This window comes from Streptomyces sp. NPDC004732 (genome assembly GCF_040609235.1).
Lineage (GTDB): Bacteria > Actinomycetota > Actinomycetes > Streptomycetales > Streptomycetaceae > Streptomyces.
The window spans coordinates 102,908-128,529 of the sequence record NZ_JBEXJR010000009.1; the positions used below are offsets into that span (position 1 = coordinate 102,908).

The following is a 25,622-nucleotide window of genomic DNA, read 5'->3' on the forward strand; positions in this document are numbered from 1 at the left end:
GTCGGGTACCCCCGTTCAGCTTTCCCAGACTTTGAAAGCCCGTACGCGGTATGGCGATTCGGGCGCCCAGGTGCCACTGCCCGGGTACGTGTTGAACTCGCCGGTCTCCGCGCACTCCCCCGACTGGTACACGGTGACCGGCCGTCCCGTGCGATTGGCGAGAGACTCCGCGCTGCCCCCCTCCGGCAGCGCGGTGCAACTCTCGATGTCGATGTCCGACAGCTCGTACGTATGGCGGGCGCCCTTGAACCCCGCCTTCTGCCAGAGACAGAGCTCGCCCGGACCGCATCCGCGGAGTGTGGGCGGAGCGGCGGCTCCGGCGTGTACCGGTGTGAGGATGACCGCGGCGAGTGCGGCTGCCGTCACGGTTGTGGCCACTGTCATGGTCGTGGTCATGGTCGTACGCATCTGCTCAACCCCCGTGTGATGTGGCGCAGTTGTCCACGTATCGCTCGCACGGCTCGATCGTCCGGGCCGTGCGGATCTTCTGACTGCACTGTGGACCCGTCGGCCGGGGCATCGGAAGGGGTACGAATGTGCGTCACCCTGATAGGCGAAAGCCCCCCAGATTGTCCCTGAGGGGCTTTCCCTGACACCGAGGGCTCGCGCCTCGGATTCGCGTCTCAGATGTGGCCGACGCCCGCGCCCGCCTCGGCGTTGTCGCCGCGCTTGGTCAGGAACGCGACGAAGACCGCGACCACGGCGACACCGGTGGCGACCAGGCAGGCCATGCCCATGCCCGACATGAAGGTGTCGTGCGCGACCGAGGTGATCTGGTCGGCGATGGACGGCGGAGCCTTCGGCGGCACCGGTGCCACACCGACCTGGACGGCCTCCGCAGCCTTGTCGAGCTGGGCCTCGTCGAGCGGCGGAAGCTTCGCCTCGGCCCAGTTGTCGGCCAGGTCGCTGTCGACCTTCGAGGCCATGACGGCGCCGAGGACGGCCGTGCCGAGGCTGCCGCCGATCTGCATCGCGGCCTGCTGGAGGCCGCCTGCGACGCCGGAGAGCTCCATCGGCGCGTTGCCCACGATGACCTCCGTGGCGCCGACCATCACCGGGGCGAGGCCGAGGCCGAGGAGGGCGAACCAGATCGACATGAGGCCGCTGCCCGTGCCCGCCTCCAGCGTGGACATGCCGTACATGGCGATGGCGGTGCACAGCATGCCGCCCGCCAGCGGGATGCGCGGACCCATCTTGGTGATCATCGCGCCCGCCAGCGGCGAGCCGATGATCATCATGCCGGTGAGCGGCAGCAGGTGCAGACCGCTGTCGACGGGGCTCATCCCGTGCACGTTCTGCAAGTAGAACGTGACGAAGAACAGCCCGCCCATGAACGCGATGGCCATGAGCACCATCAGCACCACGCCCGCGGCCAACGGCACCGAACGGAACAGGGTCAGCGGGATGAGCGGTTCCTTGACCTTCGACTCCCAGACCGCGAAAAGCACGAAGCTCGCCACGGAGACACCGATGAACGTCCAGGTCATACCGGCGCCCCAGCCCCATTCCGGGGCCTTGATGAGCGCCCAGACCAGGCAGAACATGGCCGCCGAGAGCAGCACGATGCCGACGATGTCGAAGGACTTCGGCGCGTTCTCCGCGCGGTGGTCCTTGAGGATGACCACGCCGAGCACAAGAGCGATGATGCCGACCGGCACGTTGATGAAGAAGACCGACTGCCAGCTGACGTGCTGGACGAGAAGACCGCCGAGGATCGGACCGCCCGCCGTGGAGGCGCCGATCACCATGCCCCAGATACCGATGGCCATGTTGAGCTTCTCGGCCGGGAACGTGGCCCGGAGGAGGCCGAGCGCGGCGGGCATCAGCAGGGCTCCGAAGAGGCCCTGGAGCACGCGGAAGGTGACCACCAGCGCGATGCTGTCCGACAGGCCGATGGCGCCGGAGGCGGCGGCGAAGCCGACCACGCCGACGAGGAACGTCTGCCGGTGGCCGAAGCGGTCGCCCAGCTTGCCCGCGGTGATCAGCGCGACGGCGAGCGCGAGGAAGTAGCCGTTGGTGATCCATTGGACTTCCGCGAAGGTGGCGCCGAGATCCTTCTGGATGGCCGGGTTGGCTATCGCCACGATGGTGCCGTCGAGGGCGACCATCATCACGCCGATCGCAACGGCGAACAGCGTCAGCCAGGGGTGGCCACGGAGCCCCTTGGCCGGGGCCGGAACGGGTACGGGCTCCGGCGCCTTGTCCGCCTTGTCGACGGTGATCTGACTAGTCATGCGATCGAGATTAGTGACAGCGACTGACAGTTGACAAACCATTTCACAAGTCGGTAACTGTCACGTGGCTCACAGGTATGGTGAACTGGGAAAATGGCGAGAAAGAGGACCACGGTGTGAAGACCACGCAGCGAGTGACGGCCCCCTTGGAAGCGCAGCTGGAGGCCACCGAGGACGCCCCCGCCGGGCCCGTCGGCAGGCCGGGACTGCGCGAGCGCAAGAAGCAGCGCACCCGGGACGCCCTCCTGCGCGCGGCACTCGAACTCTTCACGACCAAGGGGTACGAGGAGACGACCGTCGACGAGATCGCCGAAGCAGTCGACGTCTCGCAGCGCACGTTCTTCAGGTACTTCGCCAACAAGCAGGAAGCCGCTTTCGCGGTCCAGGAGATGATCGAGTCGCGGTTCGTCCAGGCCGTGCGCGACCGCCCCGCCCACGAAGCCCCACTGGAGGCGCTGCGCGGCGCCGTCCTCGGCACCTGGGAGGCGATGGGGCAGTCCATCGAGGAGGTCGTCCCGGTCGAACTCCACATGCGCACTTACCAGATGATCGAGTCGACACCCACGCTGATCGCCGCCCACCTGCGCCGCTCCATCGAGATGGAGGACGAGGTCGCCCGCGTGATCGCCGAGCGCGAGGAACTCGACCTGGACAGCGATCCGCGCCCGCGCGTGGCGGTGGCCGCGTTCAGCGGCGTCATGCGGATCACGGGGCGCCTGTGGGGCGCGGGCGAGGACATCAGCCCGGAGTCGATCCGCGAGCTCACGGAGAGGTATCTCGACCACCTGGGGCCCGCGTTGGCGCAGGACTGGCGCGCACATCCGTCGACGCCGCCCGCGTAACCCTTCAACCAGCTGGAATCGCCCACGCGTTACGTGTTCGTACGTACACTCTGAGCCATTGCCACCCCTGTCACGTCGCGCCCGTGCGCCACTTACAGAGCGTGACCAGGCGACATCGGATGCGCCCGCTATGCCTCAATTACCCCTGCAGAAACGTGATCTGTCTCACGCGATGCACGGTAGGCATCACGGTTCTCCTAGGGTGTTCCGTAGTGACTTCCTTCGACTCCTCCCCCCAACTCAACGCATGGCGCGCTCTGCTCGCGCTGGCCGTCGTGTTCGTCATGCTTGCGACCACCGGCTGGACCGCCGTGCGCCACAACAAGGGCGACGCCTCGCCGCTCCAAGCCGCGCTCTCCGCCTGGGAGCGGGGAAGCATCGACGGGCACCCACTGCCCGACCCCGAGGCTTCCTCCGGCAAGCTCGCCCGCTTCTTCGCCTCCCTCGACGGGCACCAGCGCAACCGGCTCGCCGGCCGCTACCCGCTCGCAGTCGGCAACATGAACGGCGCGCCAGCCACGCTTCGCTATCGCGCGAACCACATCGCCCTGGGGCAGGCCCGCAAGGTCGAGCATGAGCGCATGCACGACAAGCGCCTCTCTCCCCTGGGACAGCAGGAGGCCGAGCGCAGGATGAAGCGGTTCGGCGTCATGATGCGCCCGGGACGCCAGGTCCTCGCCTTCGACCCCATGGGCTCCGGACGCATGGCAGAGGTCTTCGGAGACATAGACAAGGCCCGTCGCGTCTCCGTAGTCGTGCCGGGTGTCGACACCAACGTGCTCACCTTCGAGCGGACGTTCCGCAAGTACTCGGCGCCGGTGGGCATGGCGAAATCGCTCTACCGCGCGGAGCGCTCGGTCAGCCCCCGCGCGCATACCGCCGTGATCGCCTGGGCCGACTACACGGCACCCGTCGGGATCGGCGTCGACGCGGCCACGGCGATGCGCGCCGAGGACGGGGCCACGCGCCTCGAAGCCATGGTGCGCGGCCTGCCCGGCCGCACACCGGTCGCGCTGTACTGCCACAGCTACGGCTCCGTGGTGTGCGGTGTGGCCGCGCATGACCTGCCCTCGCGGGTCACCGACATCGCGGTGGCGGGCAGCCCCGGCATGCGCGCCGACTCGGCCTCCCAGCTGGGTACGGGTGCCCGGATCTGGGCCACCCGGGACGGCGACGACTGGATTCAGGATGTCCCGAACATGGAGTTCGGCGGGCTCGGCCACGGCGCCGACCCGGTGGCCGAAGGGTTCGGCGCGCGCGTGCTCTCCGCGGCAGGCGCGCAGGGGCACACCGGCTATTTCGAGCCGGGCACGGAGAGTCTGCGGAACTTCGCAGAAATCGGGACTGGTTCGTACCACGCGGTGCGATGCGCGAGCGATGACGGTGCCTGCCGGAAGGGTATTTCCGGCGGGGCAGCGGCCTGACGCGCGTAGAAATCGATGAAACAGCGGCCCGCCGCAGGAGGGACGGAGGCGCTCGTGCCGCCTACGATGAGCCGCATGGGTGATGTTCTGGCCGGATTTCATGCCGCCTGGGAGTTCGAGTCCGACTCTGTGCTCATCCGCTTCGAACGGGGAATCCGCACGCCGAAGCTGTTCCAGACACTCGGCGAACGGCGCATCCCCCATGAGGCGATCTCGGCGGTGACGCTCTCCCCCGGCAAACGCGGGACCGTGATTCTGCATGCCGTGCCGAGACCGGGCGCCGATCCTCTGATGGAGGCCGCGGCGGGGCAGCTCAAGGAGAGCTGCGACCCGTACCGCTTGGTGCTGCCCGCGGAGCGGGAGACGCTCGCCGAGTACTACGCGGACGAGCTGCGCGCGCAGATCTCCGCCGACGACGGCGAGCCCGCGGACCGCTATCTGGTGGCGCCGCCCGAGGCGCCCCTGCAGTTCAAGGCGTACGACGGGAAGGCGACCTTCGACGGGAAGCTGGTCGCCTTCCGCTGGTTCTGGACGGGTGCCTCGTCGGCGAAGTGGAAGGCCGGTGACCAGAGCTTCCTCGTCACCGACCTGAGCGGCATCGAGTGGCGCTCGCCGGAGGTGTTCGAGGGCCATCTGCGCCTGCTGCGGCGCGAGACGCCGGTGGCGCAGCCCGGACAGGCCGACCAGGACCCGGCGGCCGTCGTCTTCGGCCTCGGCTACGGCCCGGTCCACGAGTCGCTGCCGTTCGCCGCGTCGGTCCTCGCCGCGGTGCGCGCATCGGGCCCGGCCCTGAACTCCGACGGTGTCGGCACCGGCGCCTCCGCCACACCGTCCGTGCGGCGCGATCCTGCGGACATCGCCGAACGCATCCGGCACCTGGGCGAGCTGCACCAGGCGGGCCTGCTCACGGACGACGAGTTCACGATGAAGAAGACCGAGCTGCTGGCGGAGCTGTAACCCCTGCGGGTGCGCGTGAACCCCTGCGGGTGCGCGTGCCACCCGCGGGGCGCTGGTGATACCTGGGTATGAGGCGCGGTCCGGCTCCACGGTATGACGCCACGGCGAGGGCTTCACGCCTACTCTGATCAGGCCATGAGCAGCGCATCGACACCTCCCGATCCCCTATCTCCCCCTCCCACGCCGCCCGACCCGACACCGCCTCCCGACCCGACACCTCCCGATCGCGAGCCCCGCCGTCCCGCGTCCGAGCCGGACGGGCGCCCGGGTGCCCTCCGCCGCGCCACGACGGCGCTCCTCGACGGCCTGCGCACGGCGGGGGCCGCGCTGTCGGCGCCCTCGGAGCCGACCGAGCCGCTGCTCGCGCACGCGCCCAGGCGCTGGGTGCGGATGCTGCCGCTGGTCATCGCGGCCGCCTTCGTCGCCGTCCTCATCCCGGTCACCGTCCAGGTGCTGACGCACGACTACGGCGTCGCCGGCGGTCTCGCCGGTGCCCTGGGCGTGGCGCAGGCCGCGCCGCTGTTCCTCGCAGTCACCCGGCCGCTCATGGCGTGGTGGATCGTAATCGTCGCGGACGTCCTCGGGGCCGTCGCGACGCTGGCCGCGGATCCGGGCCGCCCCGGCCCCTGGACCCCCATGATCATCGTGGGGTACATGTTCCTGTGCATCGTGCTGTCCCTGCGGGAGAGCCGCCGCACGCTCCTCGGGATCTGGCTGGTCACCGTGGTCGCAGGCGTGGCGCTCGGTGCGTTCCGCGACGGCGACGGCCAGGACACCGGTGTGCTGCTGACCGTGCTCAGCGGCGCCGTGCTGCTTCTCGGCGCGCTGCTGCGGGAGCGTGGCGACGCCCGGCGCAGGCTCGTCGAGCAGGAGAGCATCAGCGAGACCGAGCGCGCCCAGCGCACGCTCCTCGAGGAACGGGCCCGCATCGCCCGCGAGTTGCACGATGTCGTCGCCCACCACATGTCAGTGATCACCGTCCAGGCCGACTCTGCGCCCTATCGGCTCTACGACCTGCCCGACGAGGTGTGCGAGGAGTTCGAGAGCATCGCGGCGAGCGCACGGGAATCGCTCACCGAGATGCGGCGGCTCCTCTCGGTGCTGCGCAGTGAGGGCGCGGACGGTGAACGGGCGCCCCAGCCGGGGCTGGACAGACTGCCGCACCTGGTCGAGGCCACGGTGCGGGCCGGTGTACCGATCGAGCTGTCGCACCTCGAACTGTCGATCCTCACGCAACTGGCCAACGTGACACCGGCCGTGGACCTGTCCGCTTACCGCATCGTCCAGGAAGCGCTGTCGAACGTGATGCGCCACGCGCCGGGCGCACGCACCTCGATCAAGCTGACCCTGGACACCCGGAACCTCCTGATCCTCGTCGTCAACGGCCCGTCCGACGCACCACCCGCCCACCTGGAAGGCAGCGGCACGGGGCACGGGCTCGTCGGCATGCGCGAGCGCGTACGGTTGGTCGGCGGCACGGTCGACGTCGGTCCGCTGCCCGACGGCGGCTTCCGCGTGGCCGCCCAACTCCCCCTCATCCCGAAGGACTCCGGCACCGCATGACCATCCGCGTGATCATCGTCGACGACCAGGCCATGGTGCGGGCGGGATTCGCCGCGCTGCTCTCGGCGCAGAGCGACATCGACGTGGTGGGTGAGGCACCGGACGGCAAGAAGGGCGTCGAGGTCAGCCGCAGCACGCACCCCGACATCGTCCTGATGGACGTCCGCATGCCGGAGATGGACGGACTCAACGCCGCCCGCATCCTGTTGGACCCGCCGGCGGGCGTGGTGCACCGGCCGAAGGTGCTGATGCTCACCACCTTCGACGTGGACGACTACGTGTACGAGGCGCTGCGCGCCGGAGCCTCCGGGTTCCTGCTCAAGGACGCGCCGCCCGCCGACCTCATCTCGGCCGTACGCGTGGTGGCGGCGGGCGAGGCCCTGCTCGCCCCCTCGGTGACCCGCCGTCTGATCGCGGACTTCGCCGCGCTGCGGCCCGCGCCCCGCAAGGACGCCCTCCGCCTCAACGGCCTGACGCCGCGTGAGACCGAGGTACTGGCGCTGATCGCGCGCGGCCTGTCCAACCAGGAGATCGCCGACCGCCTGGTGCTCGCCGAGCAGACGGTGAAGACCCACATCGGCCGGGTGCTGAGCAAGCTTGGCCTGCGGGATCGCGCCCAGGCCGTGATCTTCGCCTATGAATCCGGGCTGGTCACACCCGGCGAGCAGTAGCCCCCACCCCCCCTACCGGAGTATCACCCGGACATACCCCGGTATCACCTGCGAGTTGGCTCCCCGGTGTGACGTGCCGCCGCCCACCGTCTCCCTACTTTTCGCTTCGTCAGGCCACAGCGCGCCACGAAGCGGGGAGGGAGAGAGGCCATGCGGCTTCGGTCCTGGAAAGCACGGAGCAAGAGGGCGCTCGTCGCCGCCTCACTCATGACGACCATCATGGTGGGCACGGCGGGCTGGGCCATCGGCAATGAACAGCAGCCGCTCACGGGCCCGCCGCCCGGCACGAGTTCCTGGCGGGCGGACCATTCGCTGGACATGCGGCTGCCCGACCCGGCGACCGCTTCCCCCGCCCGGATCGCTGCGTTCTTCGACTCGTTGAGCCCCGCTCAGCGGCAGCGACTGGTCGCACGTCACCCGTCCGTCGTCGGAAACCTGGACGGCGCCCCCGTCCCTCTCCGCTACGAGGCCAACGCCCGCTATCTGAAATCCGAGCGCGCCCGCGAGCGCACCCGCGCGACCGACCCCGACCTCACCCTTCAGGACCACGAGCGGGCCCGCTCCCTGGTTGTGCGCTACGAGGAACTGCTGTCCCCCGGACGCCAGATACTGGCGTTCGACCCGCGCGGCCGCGGACAAATCGCGGAAGTGTACGGCGACTTGACCGCTGCCAAGCATGTCTCAGTCGTCGTGCCGGGCTCCGACATCGACCTCAGCACCTTCGACCGCAGCAACGACAAGTACGGCACACCGGCGGGGATGGGCCACTCTCTGCGCGCGGCAGCGGACGCCCGCACCGCCGTGGTCGCCTGGGTCGGGTACACCACCCCGGTCGGCCTCGGCCCCGACGCCGCCACGGGCCGACTGGCCGAGGCCGGTGCGCCACGCCTCGCCCGCTTCGCCCGAGGCCTGACGGCCGTCGGCGCCCCGCGGCCCGCCGTGTTCTGTCACAGCTACGGCTCGGTGGTGTGCGGCCTCGCCGCACCACGGCTGCCCGCGTCTGACCTCGTGGTGTTCGGCTCCCCGGGAATGCGCGCCGACAGCGTCACCGACCTGCACACCACCGCACGCGTCTGGGCCGCCAAGGACGCCAGCGACTGGATCGACAACGTGCCGAGCGTCGAGCTGTTCGGCCTCGGCCACGGCGAGGACCCGACCGGCCCCGGCTTCGGCGCCCACCGCGTCCCGGCCGAGCAGGCCAAGGGCCACACCGGCTACTTCGCCCCCGGCACGGACTCCCTGCGCGCCTTCGCCCTCATCGCCGACGGAGAAGCCTCCCCCGACGGCACCACTCCCACCGGAGCACGGACATGAGCCTTCCCGCCCCGAACACACGACTCGCCCCGACCACACGACGCGCCCCGAACACACCGCGCCCCCTGAGCGCGCTGCGCGGCACCGCGTCCGCCATCGACGCCAAGACCCCCGCCCACCGTGACCGGGCGATAGACGGGCTGCGCGCCCTCGCCCTGCTCGCCGTCCCGACCGGGCACTGGCTCCTCGGCGGATTCACCCTCGACTCCGACGGCGCCCTGCACAACACCAGCCCGCTCGCCTCGTTCGGCTTCCTCGCCCCGGTCAGCTGGGTGCTGCAGATGCTGGGCATCTTCTTCCTGGTGGGCGGCTATGCCTCCACGCTGTCGTACCGCCGGGCGAGAGCGCGAGGCGAGTCGACGGGCGGCTGGCTGCGGGGGCGGCTCGCCCGGCTCGGCCGACCGGTCCTCGGCGTGACCGCCGTGTGGGCCGCACTGATCCCGACGCTGTACGCGCTGGGAGTGCCCGGTGCGACCCTGCGCACCGCCTCCACGCTGGTCATACAGCCACTGTGGTTCGTGGGCGTCTATGCGGTGATCACGGCCCTCACCCCGTGGTGCATCCGCGCGGCGGAGCGGTTGAAGGTCTGGGCCGCGGTGCCGCTGCTCGGGTCGGTGGCCGTCGTCGACTTCCTGCGCTACGGCCCGTATGCGGAGGCGATGCCCTCCTGGCTGAGCCTGTTGAACCTGCTGCCGGGCTGGCTGTTTGCCTATCAACTGGGCGTCTGCTGGGGCGAGAAGAGGCTGGGGAAGCACGGTGCGTGGCTGCTCCTGGTGGGCGGTACCGCGCTCTTCGCCGCGCTGCTCCTCCTCTTCCACTACCCGGCGTCGATGGTCGGCGTCCCCGGCGAGGCCCGCACCAACTCGCATCCGCCGTCGCTCCTGGTCCTCGCCCTCGCCGCGGCGCAGAGCGGCGCGGCGATCCTCCTGCGGGACCGCATCGGCAGGCTGCTGCGCAGGCCGACTCTGTGGGCTCCGGTCGTCGTCATCAACCTCTCCGCGATGACGATCCTGTGCTGGCACCAGACCGCGCTGCTCACGGCGGCGGTGCCCGGCTCGTTCCTCGGCGGGGTGCCCGGCCTGACCACCAGCCCCGACACGTTCGGCTGGATGGCGGGGCGCGTCGCCTGGCTTCCGGTCTTCGCGGGGCTGCTGATCTTGATAGGCCGGTACGCGCGCGGGTTCGAGGCCCCGTGGACGCGGGCGTCGAGCGCGCGGCGCGCACTCGCCGGGCTCCTGGCAGCAGGCTTCGCGGTCTTCGCCCTGGGGCTGGCGTGAGTGCGGGGGCTGGCGTGAGTGTGGGGGCTGGCGTGAGTGCGGGGGTCGCGTCAGCGATCTGGCAGCCTTCCGGGTCACCCACGCGGATGCCCTGGCCTCGACCCCAGCCCCGACCACCCACGCAGGCGCCCACACAAGCCGCCACGCAGGCGCTCAGCCCACAGCCCGGCCCACAGCTCAGCCCACAACCCGGCCCACAGCTCAGCCCACAACCCGGCCCACCGAGACCGTTACTACTCGCGGCCCGCCGAAGTGGAGGTCATGTCGGCGTAGCGGTCACCCGCGACGGCCGCGGCGATCGGGGACAGAGCGGCGAGGTCGTTGTCGGTGAGGGTGATGCGGGTGGCCGCGGTGTTCTCCTCGACCCGGGTGGGCCTGCGGGTGCCGGGGATCGGGACGACGGGCAGGCCGTGGGCGTCGGCCTGCTGCTGGACCCAGGCCAGAGCGACCTGGCCGAGGCTGGCTCCGTGGGCTTCGGCGACGGAGCGGACGGGGGCCAGGAGGGCGGCGTTGGCGGTGGCGTTGGCGCCGGTGAAGCGGGGCTGCTGGCGACGGAAGTCGTCCTCGCCGAGTTCCTTGTCGGCGCTGACGAAGGAGCCGGTGAGGAAACCGCGGCCGAGCGGGGAGTAGGGCACGAGGGCCACGCCCAGTTCGGCGGCCGCGGGGACGACGCCCTGCTCGATGTCGCGGCTGAAGAGGGACCACTCCGACTGGACGGCGGCGATGGGATGGACGGCATGCGCGGCACGCAGTTCGCCGCCGGTGACTTCGCTCAGGCCGACGTGCTTGACCTTGCCCGCGGCGACGAGCTCGGCCAGCACGCCGACCGTCTCCTCGATGGGGACGTTCGGGTCGCGGCGGTGCATGTAGTAGAGGTCGATGACGTCCGTGCCCAGGCGGCGGAGGCTGGCGTCGACGCTGGAGCGGATGTACGCGGGGCTGTTGTCGATGCGCCGCTTCGTCGGCTCCGCCGGGTCGATGGCCAGGGCGAACTTGGTGGCGAGGACGATCTCGTCGCGGTGGGCCTTGATGAAGGGAGCCAGGAATTTCTCGTTCTCGCCCATGCCGTAGACGTCGGCGGTGTCGTAGAGGGTGACGCCCAGTTCCAGGGCGCGGTCCAGGGTGGCCCTGGCCTGGTCGGTGTCCGTGGGGCCGTAGGCGAAACTCATGCCCATGCAGCCCAGACCCTGGACGCCGACTTCTGGGCCGCCCGTGCCGAGCCGCACCTTCGCCATTGCCTTGTCCGTCATCAGTCAGGGCCTCTCCGACGCCGTACGGGCGCATGCATAGTTTTCGATCTTGTAGTCCAGGACGGCGAGGGTGTCCTGCAGCTCCGCGATGCGGGTGCGGACGTCGCGTCGGGTCTGCTCCAGGAGTTCCTGGCGCTCGGGGAAGGTGTGCTGGCCCTCGCGGACCAGTTCCGCGTAGCGGACCATGTCCGCCACGGGCATCCCGGTCAGGCGCAGTTTGCCGACGAGGGCCAGCCAGTTCAGGTCGCGGTTGCGGTAGCGGCGCTGGCCCGTGTGGGAGCGGTCGATGTGCGGCATCAGGCCGATCCGTTCGTACCACCGCAGGGTGTAGGCGGAGAGACCGGTGTGGGCGGCGACTTCGCTGATCGTGTAGTGGTCCTGACCGTCCGGGCTCGGGGGCTCGGCCGGTCCGGGCGCGCGGACAGCGGTCCCGCTCGCGTCGGTCCTGGTCTCCATCACCGTCATGCCCCTCACGCTAGGACCTTGGAGTGCACTCCAAGCAAGCGGATCCGGAGGAAATTCAGGAGACGTCTCACCCCCTGGTCACTACGGTCCCGGCATGAGTCTCGTACGTCGTGCCACGCCAGAGGATGCCGCCGAACTGATCAGGCTGAGGCAGGTGATGATCGACTCTGTCTTTGCCGCGGGCTCCGGGGGCGCGTCCGACACCGGTTGGCATGCCGAGTCCCTGACGACCGTACGGCGTCGGCTCGCGGAGCCCGAGGGAAGCTTCGCGGCGTTCGTCGTCAATCATCCGGAGCGGCCGGAAGGGCTCGCGGCGCTGGTCGTCGGGACGCTCGAATACCGGATCGGGCGGGCGGGCAATCCGCACGGCACGGTCGGCTGCGTGTTCAGCGTCGCCACCGACCCGGACCAGCGGCGCAAGGGGTATGCGCGGGCGGCGATGGAGGTGCTGCTCGACTGGTTCCGTGAGCGCGGGGCGGGCAGCGTGGACCTCAATGCGTCGGCGGAGGCGGAGCCGCTCTACGCCTCGCTCGGCTTCGTGCGCAAGGCCGACCCCTCGATGCGGCTGAACCTGTAGGGCGCTTAGGCTCGGGGGCATGCAGAGCCTGGCGTTGATCGAGAACTGGCCGGTCCCCACCGCTGCCGCGGCCGTCGTCCGTGCGGACGGCACCGTCGCGGGGACGCACGGCCCCACGGACCGGCGTTTCGCACTCGCCTCGGTCACCAAGCCCCTCGCGGCGTACGCCGCGCTCGTCGCGTACGAGGAGGGGGCGATCGAGCTCGACGAGCCCGCGGGGCCCGAGGGGTCGACGGTGCGGCATCTGCTCGCACACACCAGCGGGCTCGCGTTCGACGAGCACCGGGTGACGTCGGAGCCGGGGACGCGGCGGCTGTACTCGAACGCTGGGTTCGAGGTGCTGGGGGATCACATCGCCAAGGCGACGGACATTCCTTTCGAGGAGTATCTGCGGCAGGCGGTTCTCGTGCCGCTGGGGATGACGGCCACCACGCTGGAGGGCGAGCTGTCGCCCGCCAAGGACGGGGTGTCGACGGTCGACGACCTGGTGCGGTTCGCGGCGGAGGTGCAGGCGCCCCGGCTGCTGGACGCGCGGACCGTGGCCGCGGCGATGACCGTGACGTACCCGGGGCTGAAGGGCGTGCTTCCCGGGTACGGGCACCAGAACCCCAACGACTGGGGGCTCGGGTTCGAGATCCGGGACTCCAAGGCGCCGCACTGGACGGGGAGTTCGTCGTCGCCGCGGACGTTCGGGCACTTCGGGCAGGCGGGGACGTTCCTGTGGATCGACCCCGATGCGCGGGCGGCCTGCGTCGCGCTCGCCGACCGGCCCTTCGGGCCGTGGGCCGCGGAGGTGTGGCCCCCGTTCACCGACGCGGTGCTCGCCGAGCTCCACGGGTGACCGACCCGACCGTGCCTGACGGCGGCTGGGCGGCTGGGCGGCTGGCCAGCCAGGCGGCTATGCGGCCAGGCGACTAAAGGGCGCTCGTCATTTCCCAGATCAGTAGTTCCGTGGCGTCCGACGCCAGCCCTTCCAGGGCCGATTCCCCGCTGATGCGGGCGGAGTCGCCCGGGCCCAGTCGGTCGTCGGCCAGCGACAGTTCGCCGTGCACCACGTGGACGTACACGAACGGCGCGTCCGGGACTGCCAGTCGTTCCCCCGTCGTCAGGCGTCTTACGTGGAGGAGGGCGCCCGCGCCGGGCACGGCGTACGGCGTCGAGTCGGCGATTCCGCGGACCACCTCGTAGGACGGGTCACCGCCCGGTGAGAGGGGGGCCAGCCACATCTGGACGAAGACGAGGGGGTCCGAGCCGTCGTTGCGTTCCACATGGCGGACACCGCCCGCCGCGGAGAGGTGCTGGACATCGCCGGGGCGGACCAGTGACGCATGGCCCGTCGAGTCGCGGTGGGTGAGCTCGCCCTCGACGACCCAGGTCACGATCTCCGTGTGGCTGTGCGGGTGCTCGTCGAAGCCCGCGCCGGGCGCGAGGCGCTCTTCGTTGCAGGCCAGGACCGCGCCGAAGCGGAGGTTGTCGGGGTCGTAGTGGGGTCCGAAGGAGAAGGCGTGGGAGGACTCGATACCGGCCGCGGTCTCCCCGCCGCGGTACCGGTCGCCGGAGCGCCGTACATCAATCACGCCCCCCACGGTAGGACAGGTCCTGGCCCCGGCACCGCACGTCCCCGCCCCGATAAGGCAGTCTTGTCCCGTGCCCGAACCTTCAGCGAACGAAGCCCATCAGGACGCCCGCCGGTCCGCCCACGCCCATGCCGCGACCCTGAAGCGTCTGGAGAAGTCGTCCGGGAGCCTCGCGGCGCAGGCCATCGCGCGCATGGACGAGACGCTGTCCTGGTACCGGGCGATGCCGCCGGAGAACCGCTCCTGGATCGGTCTGGTCGCCCAGGCCGGTATCGCCGCGTTCACCGAGTGGTTCCGGCACCCGGACGCCCCCCAGGCCATCTCCACCGACGTCTTCGGCACCGCACCCCGCGAACTGACCAGGGCGATCACCCTGCGCCAGACCGTGGAGATGGTGCGTACGACGATCGAGGTCATGGAGTCGGCGATCGACGAGGTCGCCGCCCCTGGTGACGAGTCGGTGCTGCGGGAGGCACTGCTCGTCTACGCACGCGAGATCGCCTTCGCCACCGCACAGGTGTACGCACAGGCCGCCGAGGCACGCGGTGCCTGGGACGCCCGTCTTGAGTCGCTCGTCGTGAACGCGGTGCTGTCCGGAGAGGCCGACGAGGGAGCCGTCTCGCGCGCCGCCGCACTCGGGTGGAACTCCCCCGAGCACGTCTGCGTGGTCCTCGGCACGGCCCCCGACGGCGACAGCGAGCTCACGGTGGAGGCCATCCGCCGCGCCGCCCGGCACGCGAAGCTGCAGGTCCTTACGGGTGTCCTCGGTGACCGCCTGGTCGTCATCGCGGGCGGCAACGACAATCCGCTGCATGTGGCGAAGTCCCTCATCGGGCCGTATGCCGCGGGCCCCGTGGTGGCCGGACCGATCGTCCCCGACCTGCTCGCCGCGACCCGTTCCGCGCAGGCCGCGGCCGCCGGGCTCAAGGCCTCCGCCGCCTGGCAGGACGCCCCGAGGCCCGTCCTCGCGGACGATCTGCTGCCGGAACGCGCGATGGCAGGGGATCCGGCGGCGCGCGAGCAGTTGGTGGAGGAGATCTACAGACCACTGGAGGAAGCGGGCTCCGCGCTCCTGGAGACGCTCAGCGTCTATCTGGAACAGGCCAGCAGCCTCGAAGGCGCGGCCAGAATGCTCTTCGTGCACCCGAACACCGTGCGCTACCGGCTCCGACGTGTGACTGACGTCACCGGTTGGTCGCCTTCCGATGTGCGCTCCGCTTTCACGCTGCGTATCGCGCTGATCCTGGGACGTCTGGCCGACGCCGATCCCCAGTCGTAGGGTTTGCCCGCGGGTTTGTCGGCCCCCTACAAATCCCCCAGCTGTTCTTCGTCCCTGTCCCCACGGGCGGCTCCCACCGTCCACAAGAGAGAGTGTAAGAGTGCTCGTACTCGTCGCTCCCGGCCAAGGCGCTCAGACGCCCGGCTTCCTGACCCCCTGGCTCGACCTCCCCGGTGCTGCCGACCGCATCGCCGCCTGGTCGGACGCCATCGGGCTCGACCTCGCCCACTACGGCACCCAGGCCGACGCGGACGCGATCCGTGACACGGCCGTGGCCCAGCCGCTGCTCGTGGCCGCCGGTCTGCTCTCCGCCGCGGCACTCGGTGACATCACGCCGGGCGCCGTCGCCGGGCACAGCGTCGGCGAGATCACCGCGGCCGCGTACGCCGGTGTGCTCGGCGAAGACGACGCGCTGCGCCTCGTACGCAAGCGCGGGCTCGCCATGGCCGACGCCGCCGCCGTCACCGAGACCGGCATGGCCGCGCTGCTCGGCGGCGACCCCGACGTCACCGTCCCGCACCTGGAGAAGCTCGGGCTGACCCCGGCGAACGTGAACGGCGCCGGCCAGATCGTTGCCGCAGGCACCCTGGAGCAGCTCGCGGCGCTGCAGGAGGACAAGCCCGAGGGCGTCCGCAAGGTCGTCGCCCTCAAGGTCGCGGGCGCGTTCCACACCGAGCACATGGCGCCCGCGGTGACCGTGCTGGAGGAGGCCGCCACGGACCTCGCCGTCGCCGACCCGCGCTTGACCTACGTCTCGAACCGCGACGGCAGGACGGTCACCACCGGCGCCGACGTGATCTCCCGGCTGGTCGGCCAGGTCGCCAACCCGGTCCGCTGGGACCTGTGCATGGAGACCTTCAAGGAGCTCGGCGTGACGGCGCTGGTCGAGGTGTGCCCCGGCGGTACCCTGACCGGTCTGGCCAAGCGTGCCCTGCCCGGCGTCAAGACGCTCGCGGTGAAGACCCCCGATGACCTCGACGCGGCCCGCGCGCTCGTCGCCGAGCATTCCTGAGCCGACGACAGACAAGGAGCCGTAGCGCATGACGAAGATCAAGGCCAGCCAGGGCCATCCGTACGCGCGGATCATGGGCGTCGGCGGCTACCGTCCCACCCGTGTCGTGCCGAACGAGGTCATCCTCGAGACGATCGACTCGTCCGACGAATGGATCCGTTCCCGCTCCGGCATCGCGACCCGCCACTGGGCCTCCGACGAGGAGACCGTGGCCGCGATGTCCGTCGAGGCCTCGGGCAAGGCGATCGCCGACGCCGGCATCACGCCCGAGCAGGTCGGAGCCGTGATCGTCTCCACCGTCTCGCACTTCAAGCAGACCCCGGCCATCGCGACCGAGATCGCGGACAAGATCGGCGCGGGCAAGCCCGCCGCGTTCGACATCTCCGCGGGCTGCGCCGGATTCGGTTACGGCCTCACGCTCGCCAAGGGCATGGTCGTCGAGGGTTCCGCCGAGTACGTCCTGGTGATCGGCGTGGAGCGGCTGAGCGACCTCACCGACCTGCACGACCGCGCGACGGCGTTCCTCTTCGGTGACGGCGCGGGCGCCGTGATCGTGGGCCCCGCCAAGGAGCCGATGATCGGCCCGACGGTCTGGGGCTCGGAGGGCGACAAGTCCGAGACGATCAAGCAGACCGAGCCCTGGGACGTGTACCGCAACGGCGGTGCGCCTGCCAAGTACCCTGCCATCACGCAGGAGGGTCAGGCGGTGTTCCGCTGGGCCGTGTTCGAGATGGCGAAGGTCGCCCAGCAGGCGCTGGACGCGGCCGGAATCACCGCGGACGACCTGGATGTCTTCATTCCGCACCAGGCCAACGAGCGGATCATCGACTCGATGGTGAAGACTCTGAAACTGCCGGAACACGTCACGGTCGCCCGTGATGTGCGCACCACCGGCAACACCTCGGCCGCCTCGATCCCGCTCGCGATGGAGCGGCTCCTGGCGACCGGGGAGGCGAAGAGCGGCGACACTGCCCTCGTCATCGGCTTCGGGGCGGGTCTCGTGTACGCCGCCACGGTCGTTACCCTCCCCTAGGCATCACGTCCGGATCATCCGATCCGTACCGCTGAAACCAACCTGCCGCTGCCGCGGCGGGCGCCACACCCTCTGGATACATAAGAAGGAGCGCCAACATGGCCGCCACTCAGGAAGAGATCGTCGCCGGTCTCGCGGAGATCGTCAACGAGATCGCCGGCATCCCGGTCGAGGACGTCCAGCTGGACAAGTCCTTCACCGACGACCTGGACGTCGACTCGCTGTCCATGGTCGAGGTCGTCGTCGCCGCCGAAGAGCGCTTCGACGTGAAGATCCCGGACGACGACGTCAAGAACCTCAAGACGGTCGGCGACGCGACCAAGTACATCCTCGAGCACCAGGGCTGACCCAGCCCGTTGCTCTGTCGCCACCCGGCGGTGGCGCCGCTGATCCCCTCAACACCGTGGAGAATTTTCCTGTGAACTCGACCAATCGCACCGTGGTCGTCACCGGTATCGGCGCAACCACACCGCTGGGTGGCGACGCAGCGTCGACGTGGGAGGGCCTGCTCGCGGGCCGCTCCGGCGTCAGCGCGCTGGAGCAGGACTGGGCAGCCGAGCTGCCCGTCCGCATCGCCGGTCAGATCGCCGTGGAGCCGGGCGAGGTCATCCCCCGCCCGCAGGCCCGCAAGCTGGACCGTTCGGCGCAGTTCGCGCTGATCGCGGCCAAGGAGGCCTGGGCGGACGCCGGATACACCGCCAAGGCGGGCGAGGACACCTCGGTGGACCCGCACCGTCTCGGCGCGGTCATCGCCTCCGGCATCGGCGGCGTGACCACGCTTCTGGACCAGTACGACGTGCTCAAGGAGAAGGGCGTACGCCGCGTCTCCCCGCACACCGTGCCGATGCTGATGCCCAACTCCCCGGCGGCCAACGTCGGCATCGAGCTGGGCGCCCACGCGGGCGTCCACACGCCGGTGTCGGCCTGCGCCTCGGGCGCCGAGGCCATCGGCTACGCGATCGAGATGATCCGCACCGGCCGTGCCGACGTCGTCGTCGCGGGCGGCACGGAGGCGGCGATCCACCCGCTGCCGATCGTCGCGTTCGGCAACATGATGGCGATGTCCAAGGACAACGACAATCCGCAGGGCGCCTCGCGTCCCTACGACGCCTCCCGCAACGGCTTCGTGCTCGGCGAGGGTGCCGGTGTCGTCGTCCTGGAGTCCGAGGAGCACGCCAAGGCCCGCGGCGCGAAGATCTACGCGGAGGCCATCGGCCAGGGCATCTCGGCCGACGCCCACCACATCACGCAGCCCGAGCCGTCCGGCAACGGCATCGCCGCGGCGCTGCAGAACCTGCTCGACACGACGGACCTCAAGCCCGCCGAGGTGGCGCACGTGAACGCGCACGCGACCTCGACGCCGCAGGGTGACGTCGCGGAGATCAAGGCGCTGCGCAAGGCGTTCGGCGACGACGTCGACCACATGGCGATCTCCAGCACCAAGTCGATGACCGGTCACCTGCTCGGTGGCGCGGGCGGCGTGGAGACCGTGGCCACGGTCCTCGCGCTGAAGAACCGCGTCGCCCCGCCGACGATCAACCTCGAGAACCTCGACCCCGAGGTCGACGCGGACATCGTCCGCGGCGAGGCCCGCCCGCTGCCCGAGGGCAGGATCGCGGCGCTGAACGACTCGTTCGGCTTCGGCGGCCACAACGTCGTCCTGGCGTTCCGGACCGTCTGAGCCTGCCGCGGCTGAGCCTGCGGTACGTACGCGAAGGGGCCCCACCGATCGGTGGGGCCCCTTCGCGTGAGACAGGCTCTCAGACCACTTGGTGCAGCCAGCGCACGGGCGCGCCCTCGCCCGCGTACCGGAACGGTTCGAGTTCGTCGTCCCAGGGCTTGCCGAGGAGCTTGGCGAGCTCGGCCGCCAGATCGCTCTCGCCGCGCTGCGAGCGGGCCAGCGCGGCGCGGAGCCGGTCCTCGGGGATGAGGATGTCACCGTGGATGCCGGTGACGGCGTGATAGATGCCGAGCTCGGGCGTGGCGCTGTAGCGCTCGCCCTCGGCGCTTGCGCAGGGCTCCGCCGTGACTTCGAAGCGCAGCAGATCCCAGCCGCGCAGGGCGGAGGCGAGCTTGGAGGCGGTGCCCACCGAGCCCTGCCAGGAGAATTCGGATCTCCAGGTGCCCGGCGCCGCGGGCTGCCTGATCCAGTCGAGGCTCACACGCGCACCGAGCACGCCCGCGACAGCCCACTCGACGTGTGGGCACAGCGCGCGCGGAGCGGAGTGCACATACAGAACTCCACGTGTCGTCACCGGGACCTCCAGTGTGGGTCGAGGTTCGCCTTCCCCAGCGGCCTCGCGCCCGTGCCGAGCAGTTTTCCCCAAATACTAGATAAACCTGGGAAAAGGGGACAGATGTGACGTGATGTAATTTAGCGGAACCACAAGAGCGAGGCGTCACCGGGTGGACCACCCGCCCTGTCGCTGCCGTGACAGCAGTGGCCCGGCGGCTACGGGCCCGAGGCTACCGTGCGGCGGCGCAAGGAGTGTGACGTACCGTCGGTCCAAAGGCCAGGAAACTCCGACCTTTCACCCGGCGGGGCGCAACCTTGGGCACACGCACGACGTCACGTTGAACGACTGAGGGGAGCAGGGATGCGGAACCGCAGGCGTCGCTCACACGCCGTCGTCGCCCTCGCGACGGCGGCCCTTCTCTGCGGCGGTGCGCTCACCGCCTGCGACGCGCAGGGCGGGAACTCGGGGGCACCGGGCGGCGAGTCCGCCCACGGCAAGCCGTCCCCGAAGCCAACTCCCGCCTGGGACACCTCGCCCCGCTCGCTGGCCGCGGTCGGCGACTCCATCACGCGCGGCTTCGACGCCTGCTCGGTGCTCTCCGACTGCCCCGAGGTGTCCTGGGCGACCGGCACCGACACCGAGGTCGACAGCCTGGCGACGCGGCTGCTCGGGAAGGCGCGGGCCGCCTCGCACAGTTGGAACCACGCGAAGACCGGCGCCCGTATGGAGGATCTGAGCGGGCAGATCGAGGCGGCCGCCGCGGAGCGTCCCGAGCTGGTGACGGTGATGACGGGCGCCAATGACGCGTGCCGTTCGTCGGCCGCCGCGATGACGCCGGTCGGCGAGTTCCGCGCCGACTTCGAGCAGGCGCTGCGCACCCTGCGCCGCGAGCTGCCGAAGGCACAGGTGTACGTGGCGTCGGTGCCGGACCTGAAGCGGCTCTGGTCCCAGGGGCGGACCAATCCGCTGGGCAAGCAGGTGTGGAAGCTGGGCATCTGCTCGTCCATGCTGGCCGACCCCGACGACCTGAACTCCGCGGCGACACAGCGGCGCGACTCGGTGCAGGACCGCGTGATCGCGTACAACAAGGTCCTCCAGGACGTGTGCGGCAAGGACCGGCGCTGCCGTTACGACGGCGGGGCGGTCTTCGACTACCGCTTCGACGGCGACCAGTTGAGCCACTGGGACTGGTTCCACCCCAGCAAGAACGGCCAGTCGCGGCTCGCCGAGATCGCCTACCGGCAGGTGACGTCGAGGAAGCCCGTGGCGTGACGGGGGCCGCGTAGGGTCTCGATCATGCGTAGTGAACTCTTCGGGACGCTTCCCGACGGCAGTCCCGTCCACCGCTGGACGCTGGAGCGGGCCGGGGTGCGGGTACGCGTCCTGACGTACGGCGGGATCGTGCAGTCGACGCACGTGCCCGACCGCTCCGGGCGGGTCGCTTCGGTGGCGCTGGGGTTCGAGGAGCTTGCGGGGTATCTGGCGCATCCGGGGCCCTACTTCGGGGCGCTGGTGGGGCGGTACGCGAACCGGATCGCGGGCGGCTCCTTCGAGGTCGACGGGCGTGCGTACCGCCTCGCGCGCAACAACGGGCCCAACGCGCTGCACGGCGGCGCGCGCGGCTTCGACAAGCACGTCTGGGACGCGGAGCCCGCCGACGAACACGGGGTGCGGCTCTCGCGGGTCTCCCCCGACGGCGAGGAGGGCTACCCCGGGCGGCTCGCGGTCTCGGCGACGTACGCGCTGGACGAGGCGGGGGCGCTGCGGATCGCGTACGAGGCGACGACGGACGCGCCGACCGTCGTGAACCTCACCAACCACACGTACTGGAACCTCGCGGGGGCGAGCACCGGGACCGCGCTCGGGCACGAGGTGCGGATCGCCGCCTCCCGCACCACCCCGGTGGACGGTGACGGGATTCCCACCGGGGAGTACGCGGACGTGGCGGGGACGCGGTGCGACTTCCGCGCGGCACGCGAGGTCGGCCCCGGCTTCGACCACAACTACGTGCTCGACAAGGGGGTCACCGCGGAGCCGGTCGAGGTGGCCGAGCTGAGCGACCCCGGCTCCGGCCGGGTGCTGACCGTCTCGACGACGGAGCCGGGGTTGCAGCTCTACACGGCGGACCACTTCGCGCCGGATCTGCCGTTCGCGCCGGGCGGCGGGATCGCGCTGGAGACGCAGCACTTCCCCGACTCCCCGAACCGGCCGCGGTTCCCGGTGACGGAGCTGCGGCCGGGCGGGGTGTACGCCTCGGAGACGGTGTACGGCTTCTCCTCGCGCTAGCGCGGTCCCCCGGACCCCTCAGGCGATGAGCGTCTCGGTCAGCCGTCGGTCGGCCACCGAGCGGCCCGCCTGGACCTCGTACGTGCCGCTCCGGTACGTCCAGGAGTCCGTGCCCTCGTCCCAGGTCTCGAAGGCCCTGCGCGGGAGTTCCACGGTCACCTCGGCCGTCTCGCCCGGCGCCGCCACCGTGCTCGCGAACCCGGCCAGCCAGCGGGCCGGACGGCCGGGGTCGCCGGTGGCGGGGGCCAGATAGACCTGGACGACCTCGCGGCCCGTGCGGTCCCCGGTGTTGCGGACGCGGATCGTGGCCGTCGCGCCCTCGACGGTCAGCGACTCGTACGTCCAGTCGGTGTAGCCGAGGCCGTGCCCGAAGGCGTAGGAGGGCGTGGCGCCCGCCTTCTCCCAGGCGCGGTAGCCGATGAACACACCCTCGGCGTAGGCGAGTTCGCCCTCTTCGGGCGTGACTTCGGTGACGGGGGCCGCGGCCAGGTCGCCCCAGGTGGTGGGGAGGCGGCCACCGGGCTCCTCGGCGCCCAGCAGCACGTCGGCGAGGGCCGCGCCGCCCTCCTGGCCGGGGAACCAGCCGAGCAGGACGGCCGCGACATCGGCGCGCCAGGGCAGCTCCACCGGTGAGCCGGAGTTGACGACGACCACGGTCTTCGGGTTGGCGGCGGCCACGGCGCGGACCAGGTCGTCCTGGCGGCCCGGCAGCCGCAGGTCGCGGCGGTCGAAGCCCTCGGACTCGACGCGTTCGGTGGTGCCGACGACCACGACGGCGGTGTCGGCGGCGCGGGCGGCCTCGACGGCCTCGGCGATCAGTTCGTCGGGGTCGCGCCGCGGGCCGAGGTGGACGAGGGAGAACACGACGCCCTGCAGCGGGGCCTCGACGTCCTTGCTGAGCGGGTGGCGCATGCTGATCTCGACGGGTTCACCTGCGGTGAGCCGCACCCTGCCGCGCTCGACGGGCGAGCCGAAGAACGCCTCGAAGGGATCGGACGCGGAGCCCATCCCCTGGACGCCGTCGTACAGGGTCTCGCCGCCGACGGTGAGGGTGAAGCCGCCGAGGCCGCTCGTGCCGAAGACGTGCTCGCCGCTCTCGCGCGGGGTGAAGGTGCCGACCACGTCGACGGCCGCCAGGGTCTCGTGGGTGACGCCCTCGGGCAGGTCGTCGCCGATCCACTGGACGTGCCCGGAGGGGAGGCTGCCCTCGCCGAGGACGGCGCCCGTGGCGTCGCGGCAGATCGCGCGGAGCGCGAACCCCTTGTCGGCCGCGGCGAGTTCGTCGCTGGGGTCGGCGCCGACGGCGTACGTGAGCGCGCCCTCGGGCAGGGCGGCGGTCAGGCCGTCGAGCGGGGAGACGACGTGGGCGGGGAAGACGGTGGCGGAGCCGCCGCCGAGGATGCGGGCGTCGCGGGCTGCGGCGCCGATGAGGGCGACGGTGCCCGCGCCCGCACCGCTGCCGTCGGGGCTCAGCGGGAGGGCACGGTTCTCGTTGCGCACGAGGACGAAGGCGCGGCGGGCGATCTCGCGGGCCAGGGCCTCGCCGTCGGTCCGCGCCGGGAGGTCCCGCGGGGCGACGACCGGCTCGGCGCCATCGAGGACGCCGACGCGGGCGGCGAGGCGCAGGACGTTGCGGACGGCCGCGTCGACGGTCTCCTCGGCGACCTCGCCCGCGCGGACGGCGGCGGCGAGCGGCTCGCCGTAGACGGTCTTCGGTCCCGGCATGGCGACGTCGAGGCCGCCCTCGATGTCTCCGGTGGTGGAGCGGGCGGCCATCCAGTCGGAGACGTTGAAGCCGTCGAAGGCCCATTCGCCGCGCAGGACCTCGCCGACGAGGTGGCGGTGCTCGGTCATGGTCACGCCGTTGACCTGGTTGTACGCGGTCATAATGCCCCACGGGTGGGCGTTGGCGACGATCGCTTCGAAGGGCGCCAGGTACAGCTCGCGCAGGGCGCGCGGGGGCACCTTGTTGTCGACGGTGAAGCGGTCGGTCTCGGCGTCGTTGGCGACGAAGTGCTTGACGGTCGTGCCGACGCCGCCGGACTGCACGCCCCGCACGTAGCCGGTGCCGATGACTCCGGTCAGGTACGGGTCCTCGCTGTACGCCTCGAAGTGGCGGCCGCCCAGCGGGGAGCGGTGGAGGTTGACGGTGGGGGCGAGCAGGACGTGCACGCCCTTGCGGCGGGCCTCCTGTGCGAGCAGGACACCGGCGCGGCGGGCCAGGTCCTGGTCCCAGGTGGCGGCGAGCGCGGTGGGGGACGGCAGCGCGACGGACGGGTCGTCGGCGGTCCAGCGGACGCCGCGCACGCCGACCGGGCCGTCGGACATCACGAGGGACCGGAGGCCGATCTCCGGCAGGGCGTGCAGGGCCCACATGTTCCGGCCGCCCAGGAGGCGGGCCTTGGCGTCGAGATCGAGCTTGCCGAGGGCAGCCTCGACGGCCGCCTCGCGCGCCTGCTCCTGCTCCTCGTCCTGCCGCTGCCCGGTGGGCTGGGTCTCCGCCATGGCGGTGCCTCCTCGTTCCGTCCGTCTCGTGCGTTCCGCGCCGGTCCTCCCATCGTGCATCGGCTACCTGTAGAGAGGTAGGTTTCGTTACTCTGTCGTTATCTGCGGTCTGTGTTCGAAGATGTCGTACGGTCCTCCGAGCGAGGACGTAGGGAAGGGGTGCGGGCCATGGCGGCCAGGGCCAGGAGCGAGGAGCGGCGCGCGGAGATCCTCCGGGCGGCGTTCGAGGTGATCGCCGAGCGCGGCTACCGGGGCGCGAGCCTCGGGGCGGTCGCCGAGCGGGTCGGGCTCACCCAGCAGGGCCTGCTGCACTACTTCCCCACCAAGGAGGCCCTGCTGGTCGCCGTCCTGGAGGCGCGCGACCAGTGGGACGCGGTGCCGCGCGGCGAGTGGCGCCTGGATCTGCTCGGCTCGCTGGTCGAGTACAACGCGATGCGCCCCGGCATCGTGCAGACCTTCTCCGCCCTGCTCGGCGAGAGCGTCACGGACGGGCACCCCGCCCGCGCCTTCTTCACGAAGCGGTACGAGGCGGTGCGCGAGAACTTCACGGAGGTGCTGCGCGCCGAGTACGGCGACCGGCTACCGGGCGGGCTCACCCCGGAGGCCGCCGCGCCACTGATGGTGGCGGCGATGGACGGCCTGCAGTACCAGTGGCTGCTCGCCCCCGACGCGGTGGACATGCCGGGGGCGTTCAGGGACTTCCTGCGGCTACTGGGCGGCTCCCCCGGCGACAGTTCCCCCGGCGCCGACGGCGGCGACGACTTCGACCTCGACCAGCGCCCGCGGCGGGACGAGCCGTGAGACCGCGACGGTGGTGCTGGTGGGCGGGGTCCCGGTGAGGAACTCCTTGCGCACGGCGGCGTAATCGGCGAAGCCGTCCATGTCCGTCAGATACGTACGGATGTTGATGATGTCGTCGAGCCCCGCGCCGTGCGCCGCGAGCAGCAGCTTCAGGGCCTCGAAGACACCGCGGGACTGGGCGGCCATGCCGTCCCCTTCCGCGCACTGGCCGGAGACGTACAACAGGACGCCCCCGTCGGCGTGTTCGACGCGGGCGACCTGCGAGTAGGGGCCGAAGGGCTGTGGGGCTCCGGCGGGGTTGTCGATGGATATCTGCAT

General features: G+C 71.1%; 25 protein-coding genes. 17 read left to right on the forward strand and 8 right to left on the reverse strand.

The genetic code is table 11. The annotated features are described in order from the left end of the window. Window positions 1-15: 15 nt before the first annotated feature. On the reverse strand, window positions 16-408 hold the full coding sequence (locus tag ABZV77_RS27090) for a peptidase inhibitor family I36 protein (protein ID WP_356261888.1): 393 nt from the start codon (window positions 406-408) through the stop codon (window positions 16-18). Window positions 409-623: 215 nt separating this feature from the next. Then, window positions 624-2,234, reverse strand: a complete 1,611-nt coding sequence (locus ABZV77_RS27095) for an MFS transporter (protein ID WP_356261891.1) — start codon at window positions 2,232-2,234, stop codon at window positions 624-626. Window positions 2,235-2,392: 158 nt separating this feature from the next. On the opposite strand from ABZV77_RS27095, the gene ABZV77_RS27100 reads away from it, so the two are divergent. The 7 genes from ABZV77_RS27100 to ABZV77_RS27130 all read left to right on the forward strand — a co-directional run bounded on the left by ABZV77_RS27100 (window position 2,393) and on the right by ABZV77_RS27130 (window position 10,282). Then, window positions 2,393-3,076, forward strand: coding sequence for a TetR family transcriptional regulator (locus tag ABZV77_RS27100; RefSeq protein ID WP_356262688.1), 684 nt, complete (start codon window positions 2,393-2,395; stop codon window positions 3,074-3,076). Window positions 3,077-3,288: 212 nt separating this feature from the next. After that, window positions 3,289-4,500, forward strand: a complete 1,212-nt coding sequence (locus tag ABZV77_RS27105; RefSeq protein WP_356261894.1) for an alpha/beta hydrolase — start codon at window positions 3,289-3,291, stop codon at window positions 4,498-4,500. 66 nt (window positions 4,501-4,566) lie between these two features. After that, window positions 4,567-5,457 (forward strand): DUF4429 domain-containing protein, encoded by an 891-nt coding sequence (locus ABZV77_RS27110; RefSeq protein WP_356262691.1) that lies wholly within the window; start codon window positions 4,567-4,569, stop codon window positions 5,455-5,457. Window positions 5,458-5,592: 135 nt separating this feature from the next. Continuing rightward, window positions 5,593-7,020 carry a sensor histidine kinase gene (locus ABZV77_RS27115; RefSeq protein WP_356261897.1) on the forward strand — a complete coding sequence of 476 codons (1,428 nt, stop codon included), beginning with the start codon at window positions 5,593-5,595 and terminating at the stop codon, window positions 7,018-7,020. Beyond that, window positions 7,017-7,691 carry a response regulator transcription factor gene (locus ABZV77_RS27120; RefSeq protein ID WP_356261900.1) on the forward strand — a complete coding sequence of 225 codons (675 nt, stop codon included), beginning with the start codon at window positions 7,017-7,019 and terminating at the stop codon, window positions 7,689-7,691. Before ABZV77_RS27115 ends, ABZV77_RS27120 begins: the two co-directional genes overlap by 4 nt. Before the next feature lie 150 nt (window positions 7,692-7,841). After that, window positions 7,842-9,005 (forward strand): alpha/beta hydrolase, encoded by a 1,164-nt coding sequence (locus ABZV77_RS27125; RefSeq protein WP_356261903.1) that lies wholly within the window; start codon window positions 7,842-7,844, stop codon window positions 9,003-9,005. Next, window positions 9,002-10,282 carry an acyltransferase gene (locus tag ABZV77_RS27130; RefSeq protein WP_356261905.1) on the forward strand — a complete coding sequence of 427 codons (1,281 nt, stop codon included), beginning with the start codon at window positions 9,002-9,004 and terminating at the stop codon, window positions 10,280-10,282. The genes ABZV77_RS27125 and ABZV77_RS27130 overlap by 4 nt, the downstream gene beginning before the upstream one ends. A gap of 233 nt (window positions 10,283-10,515) precedes the next feature. On the opposite strand, the gene ABZV77_RS27135 is transcribed toward ABZV77_RS27130, so the two are convergent. Both ABZV77_RS27135 and ABZV77_RS27140 read right to left on the reverse strand, forming a co-directional pair. Then, window positions 10,516-11,532 (reverse strand): aldo/keto reductase, encoded by a 1,017-nt coding sequence (locus tag ABZV77_RS27135; protein WP_356261908.1) that lies wholly within the window; start codon window positions 11,530-11,532, stop codon window positions 10,516-10,518. Window positions 11,533-11,535: 3 nt separating this feature from the next. Further along, the gene (locus ABZV77_RS27140) at window positions 11,536-11,997 is read right to left on the reverse strand and encodes a MerR family transcriptional regulator (RefSeq protein WP_356261911.1); all 462 of its coding nucleotides are present in this window, start codon (window positions 11,995-11,997) and stop codon (window positions 11,536-11,538) included. A 94-nt stretch (window positions 11,998-12,091) separates the two neighbouring features. Here ABZV77_RS27140 and ABZV77_RS27145 point away from each other — a divergent pair, with 94 nt between their 5' ends. After that, complete coding sequence (locus ABZV77_RS27145) at window positions 12,092-12,574, forward strand: GNAT family N-acetyltransferase (RefSeq protein ID WP_356261914.1); 483 nt, start codon at window positions 12,092-12,094, stop codon at window positions 12,572-12,574. Window positions 12,575-12,593: 19 nt separating this feature from the next. Continuing rightward, a complete protein-coding gene (locus tag ABZV77_RS27150) occupies window positions 12,594-13,415 on the forward strand; it encodes a serine hydrolase domain-containing protein (RefSeq protein WP_356261917.1) in 822 nt (273 codons plus the stop codon). 73 nt (window positions 13,416-13,488) lie between these two features. Here the strand turns inward: ABZV77_RS27150 and ABZV77_RS27155 are convergent, their stop codons facing one another. After that, window positions 13,489-14,151 (reverse strand): pirin family protein, encoded by a 663-nt coding sequence (locus tag ABZV77_RS27155; RefSeq protein WP_356261920.1) that lies wholly within the window; start codon window positions 14,149-14,151, stop codon window positions 13,489-13,491. A 70-nt stretch (window positions 14,152-14,221) separates the two neighbouring features. Here ABZV77_RS27155 and ABZV77_RS27160 point away from each other — a divergent pair, with 70 nt between their 5' ends. From ABZV77_RS27160 to fabF, 5 genes are all read left to right on the forward strand, one after another. Further along, window positions 14,222-15,430: a helix-turn-helix domain-containing protein gene (locus ABZV77_RS27160; protein ID WP_356261923.1), complete on the forward strand. Its 1,209-nt coding sequence runs from the start codon at window positions 14,222-14,224 to the stop codon at window positions 15,428-15,430. Between the two features lie 100 nt (window positions 15,431-15,530). Next, window positions 15,531-16,442, forward strand: a complete 912-nt coding sequence (locus ABZV77_RS27165; RefSeq protein ID WP_356261926.1) for an ACP S-malonyltransferase — start codon at window positions 15,531-15,533, stop codon at window positions 16,440-16,442. Between the two features lie 28 nt (window positions 16,443-16,470). Continuing rightward, window positions 16,471-17,475, forward strand: a complete 1,005-nt coding sequence (locus tag ABZV77_RS27170) for a ketoacyl-ACP synthase III (protein ID WP_356261929.1) — start codon at window positions 16,471-16,473, stop codon at window positions 17,473-17,475. Between the two features lie 98 nt (window positions 17,476-17,573). Next, the gene (locus ABZV77_RS27175) at window positions 17,574-17,822 is read left to right on the forward strand and encodes an acyl carrier protein (protein WP_016642582.1); all 249 of its coding nucleotides are present in this window, start codon (window positions 17,574-17,576) and stop codon (window positions 17,820-17,822) included. A 71-nt stretch (window positions 17,823-17,893) separates the two neighbouring features. Further along, a complete protein-coding gene (gene fabF, locus ABZV77_RS27180; RefSeq protein ID WP_356261933.1) occupies window positions 17,894-19,156 on the forward strand; it encodes a beta-ketoacyl-ACP synthase II in 1,263 nt (420 codons plus the stop codon). 79 nt (window positions 19,157-19,235) lie between these two features. Here the strand turns inward: fabF and ABZV77_RS27185 are convergent, their stop codons facing one another. Beyond that, entirely contained in the window at window positions 19,236-19,730 is a 495-nt protein-coding gene (locus ABZV77_RS27185) for a DUF3145 domain-containing protein (RefSeq protein WP_356261936.1), read from the reverse strand. Window positions 19,731-20,072: 342 nt separating this feature from the next. On the opposite strand from ABZV77_RS27185, the gene ABZV77_RS27190 reads away from it, so the two are divergent. Together ABZV77_RS27190 and ABZV77_RS27195 are read left to right on the forward strand one after the other, a co-directional pair. Continuing rightward, window positions 20,073-20,984, forward strand: coding sequence for an SGNH/GDSL hydrolase family protein (locus ABZV77_RS27190; protein ID WP_356261938.1), 912 nt, complete (start codon window positions 20,073-20,075; stop codon window positions 20,982-20,984). A gap of 24 nt (window positions 20,985-21,008) precedes the next feature. Then, a complete protein-coding gene (locus ABZV77_RS27195) occupies window positions 21,009-21,998 on the forward strand; it encodes an aldose epimerase family protein (RefSeq protein ID WP_356261940.1) in 990 nt (329 codons plus the stop codon). An 18-nt stretch (window positions 21,999-22,016) separates the two neighbouring features. Here ABZV77_RS27195 and ABZV77_RS27200 read toward each other — a convergent pair whose 3' ends face one another. After that, on the reverse strand, window positions 22,017-24,503 hold the full coding sequence (locus tag ABZV77_RS27200; protein ID WP_356261943.1) for a glycoside hydrolase family 3 C-terminal domain-containing protein: 2,487 nt from the start codon (window positions 24,501-24,503) through the stop codon (window positions 22,017-22,019). 168 nt (window positions 24,504-24,671) lie between these two features. Between ABZV77_RS27200 and ABZV77_RS27205 the strand changes: the two genes are divergently transcribed. After that, window positions 24,672-25,304 (forward strand): TetR/AcrR family transcriptional regulator, encoded by a 633-nt coding sequence (locus ABZV77_RS27205; protein WP_356261945.1) that lies wholly within the window; start codon window positions 24,672-24,674, stop codon window positions 25,302-25,304. Here ABZV77_RS27205 and ABZV77_RS27210 read toward each other — a convergent pair. Then, complete coding sequence (locus tag ABZV77_RS27210; RefSeq protein WP_356261947.1) at window positions 25,212-25,622, reverse strand: RidA family protein; 411 nt, start codon at window positions 25,620-25,622, stop codon at window positions 25,212-25,214. The genes ABZV77_RS27205 and ABZV77_RS27210 overlap by 93 nt on opposite strands.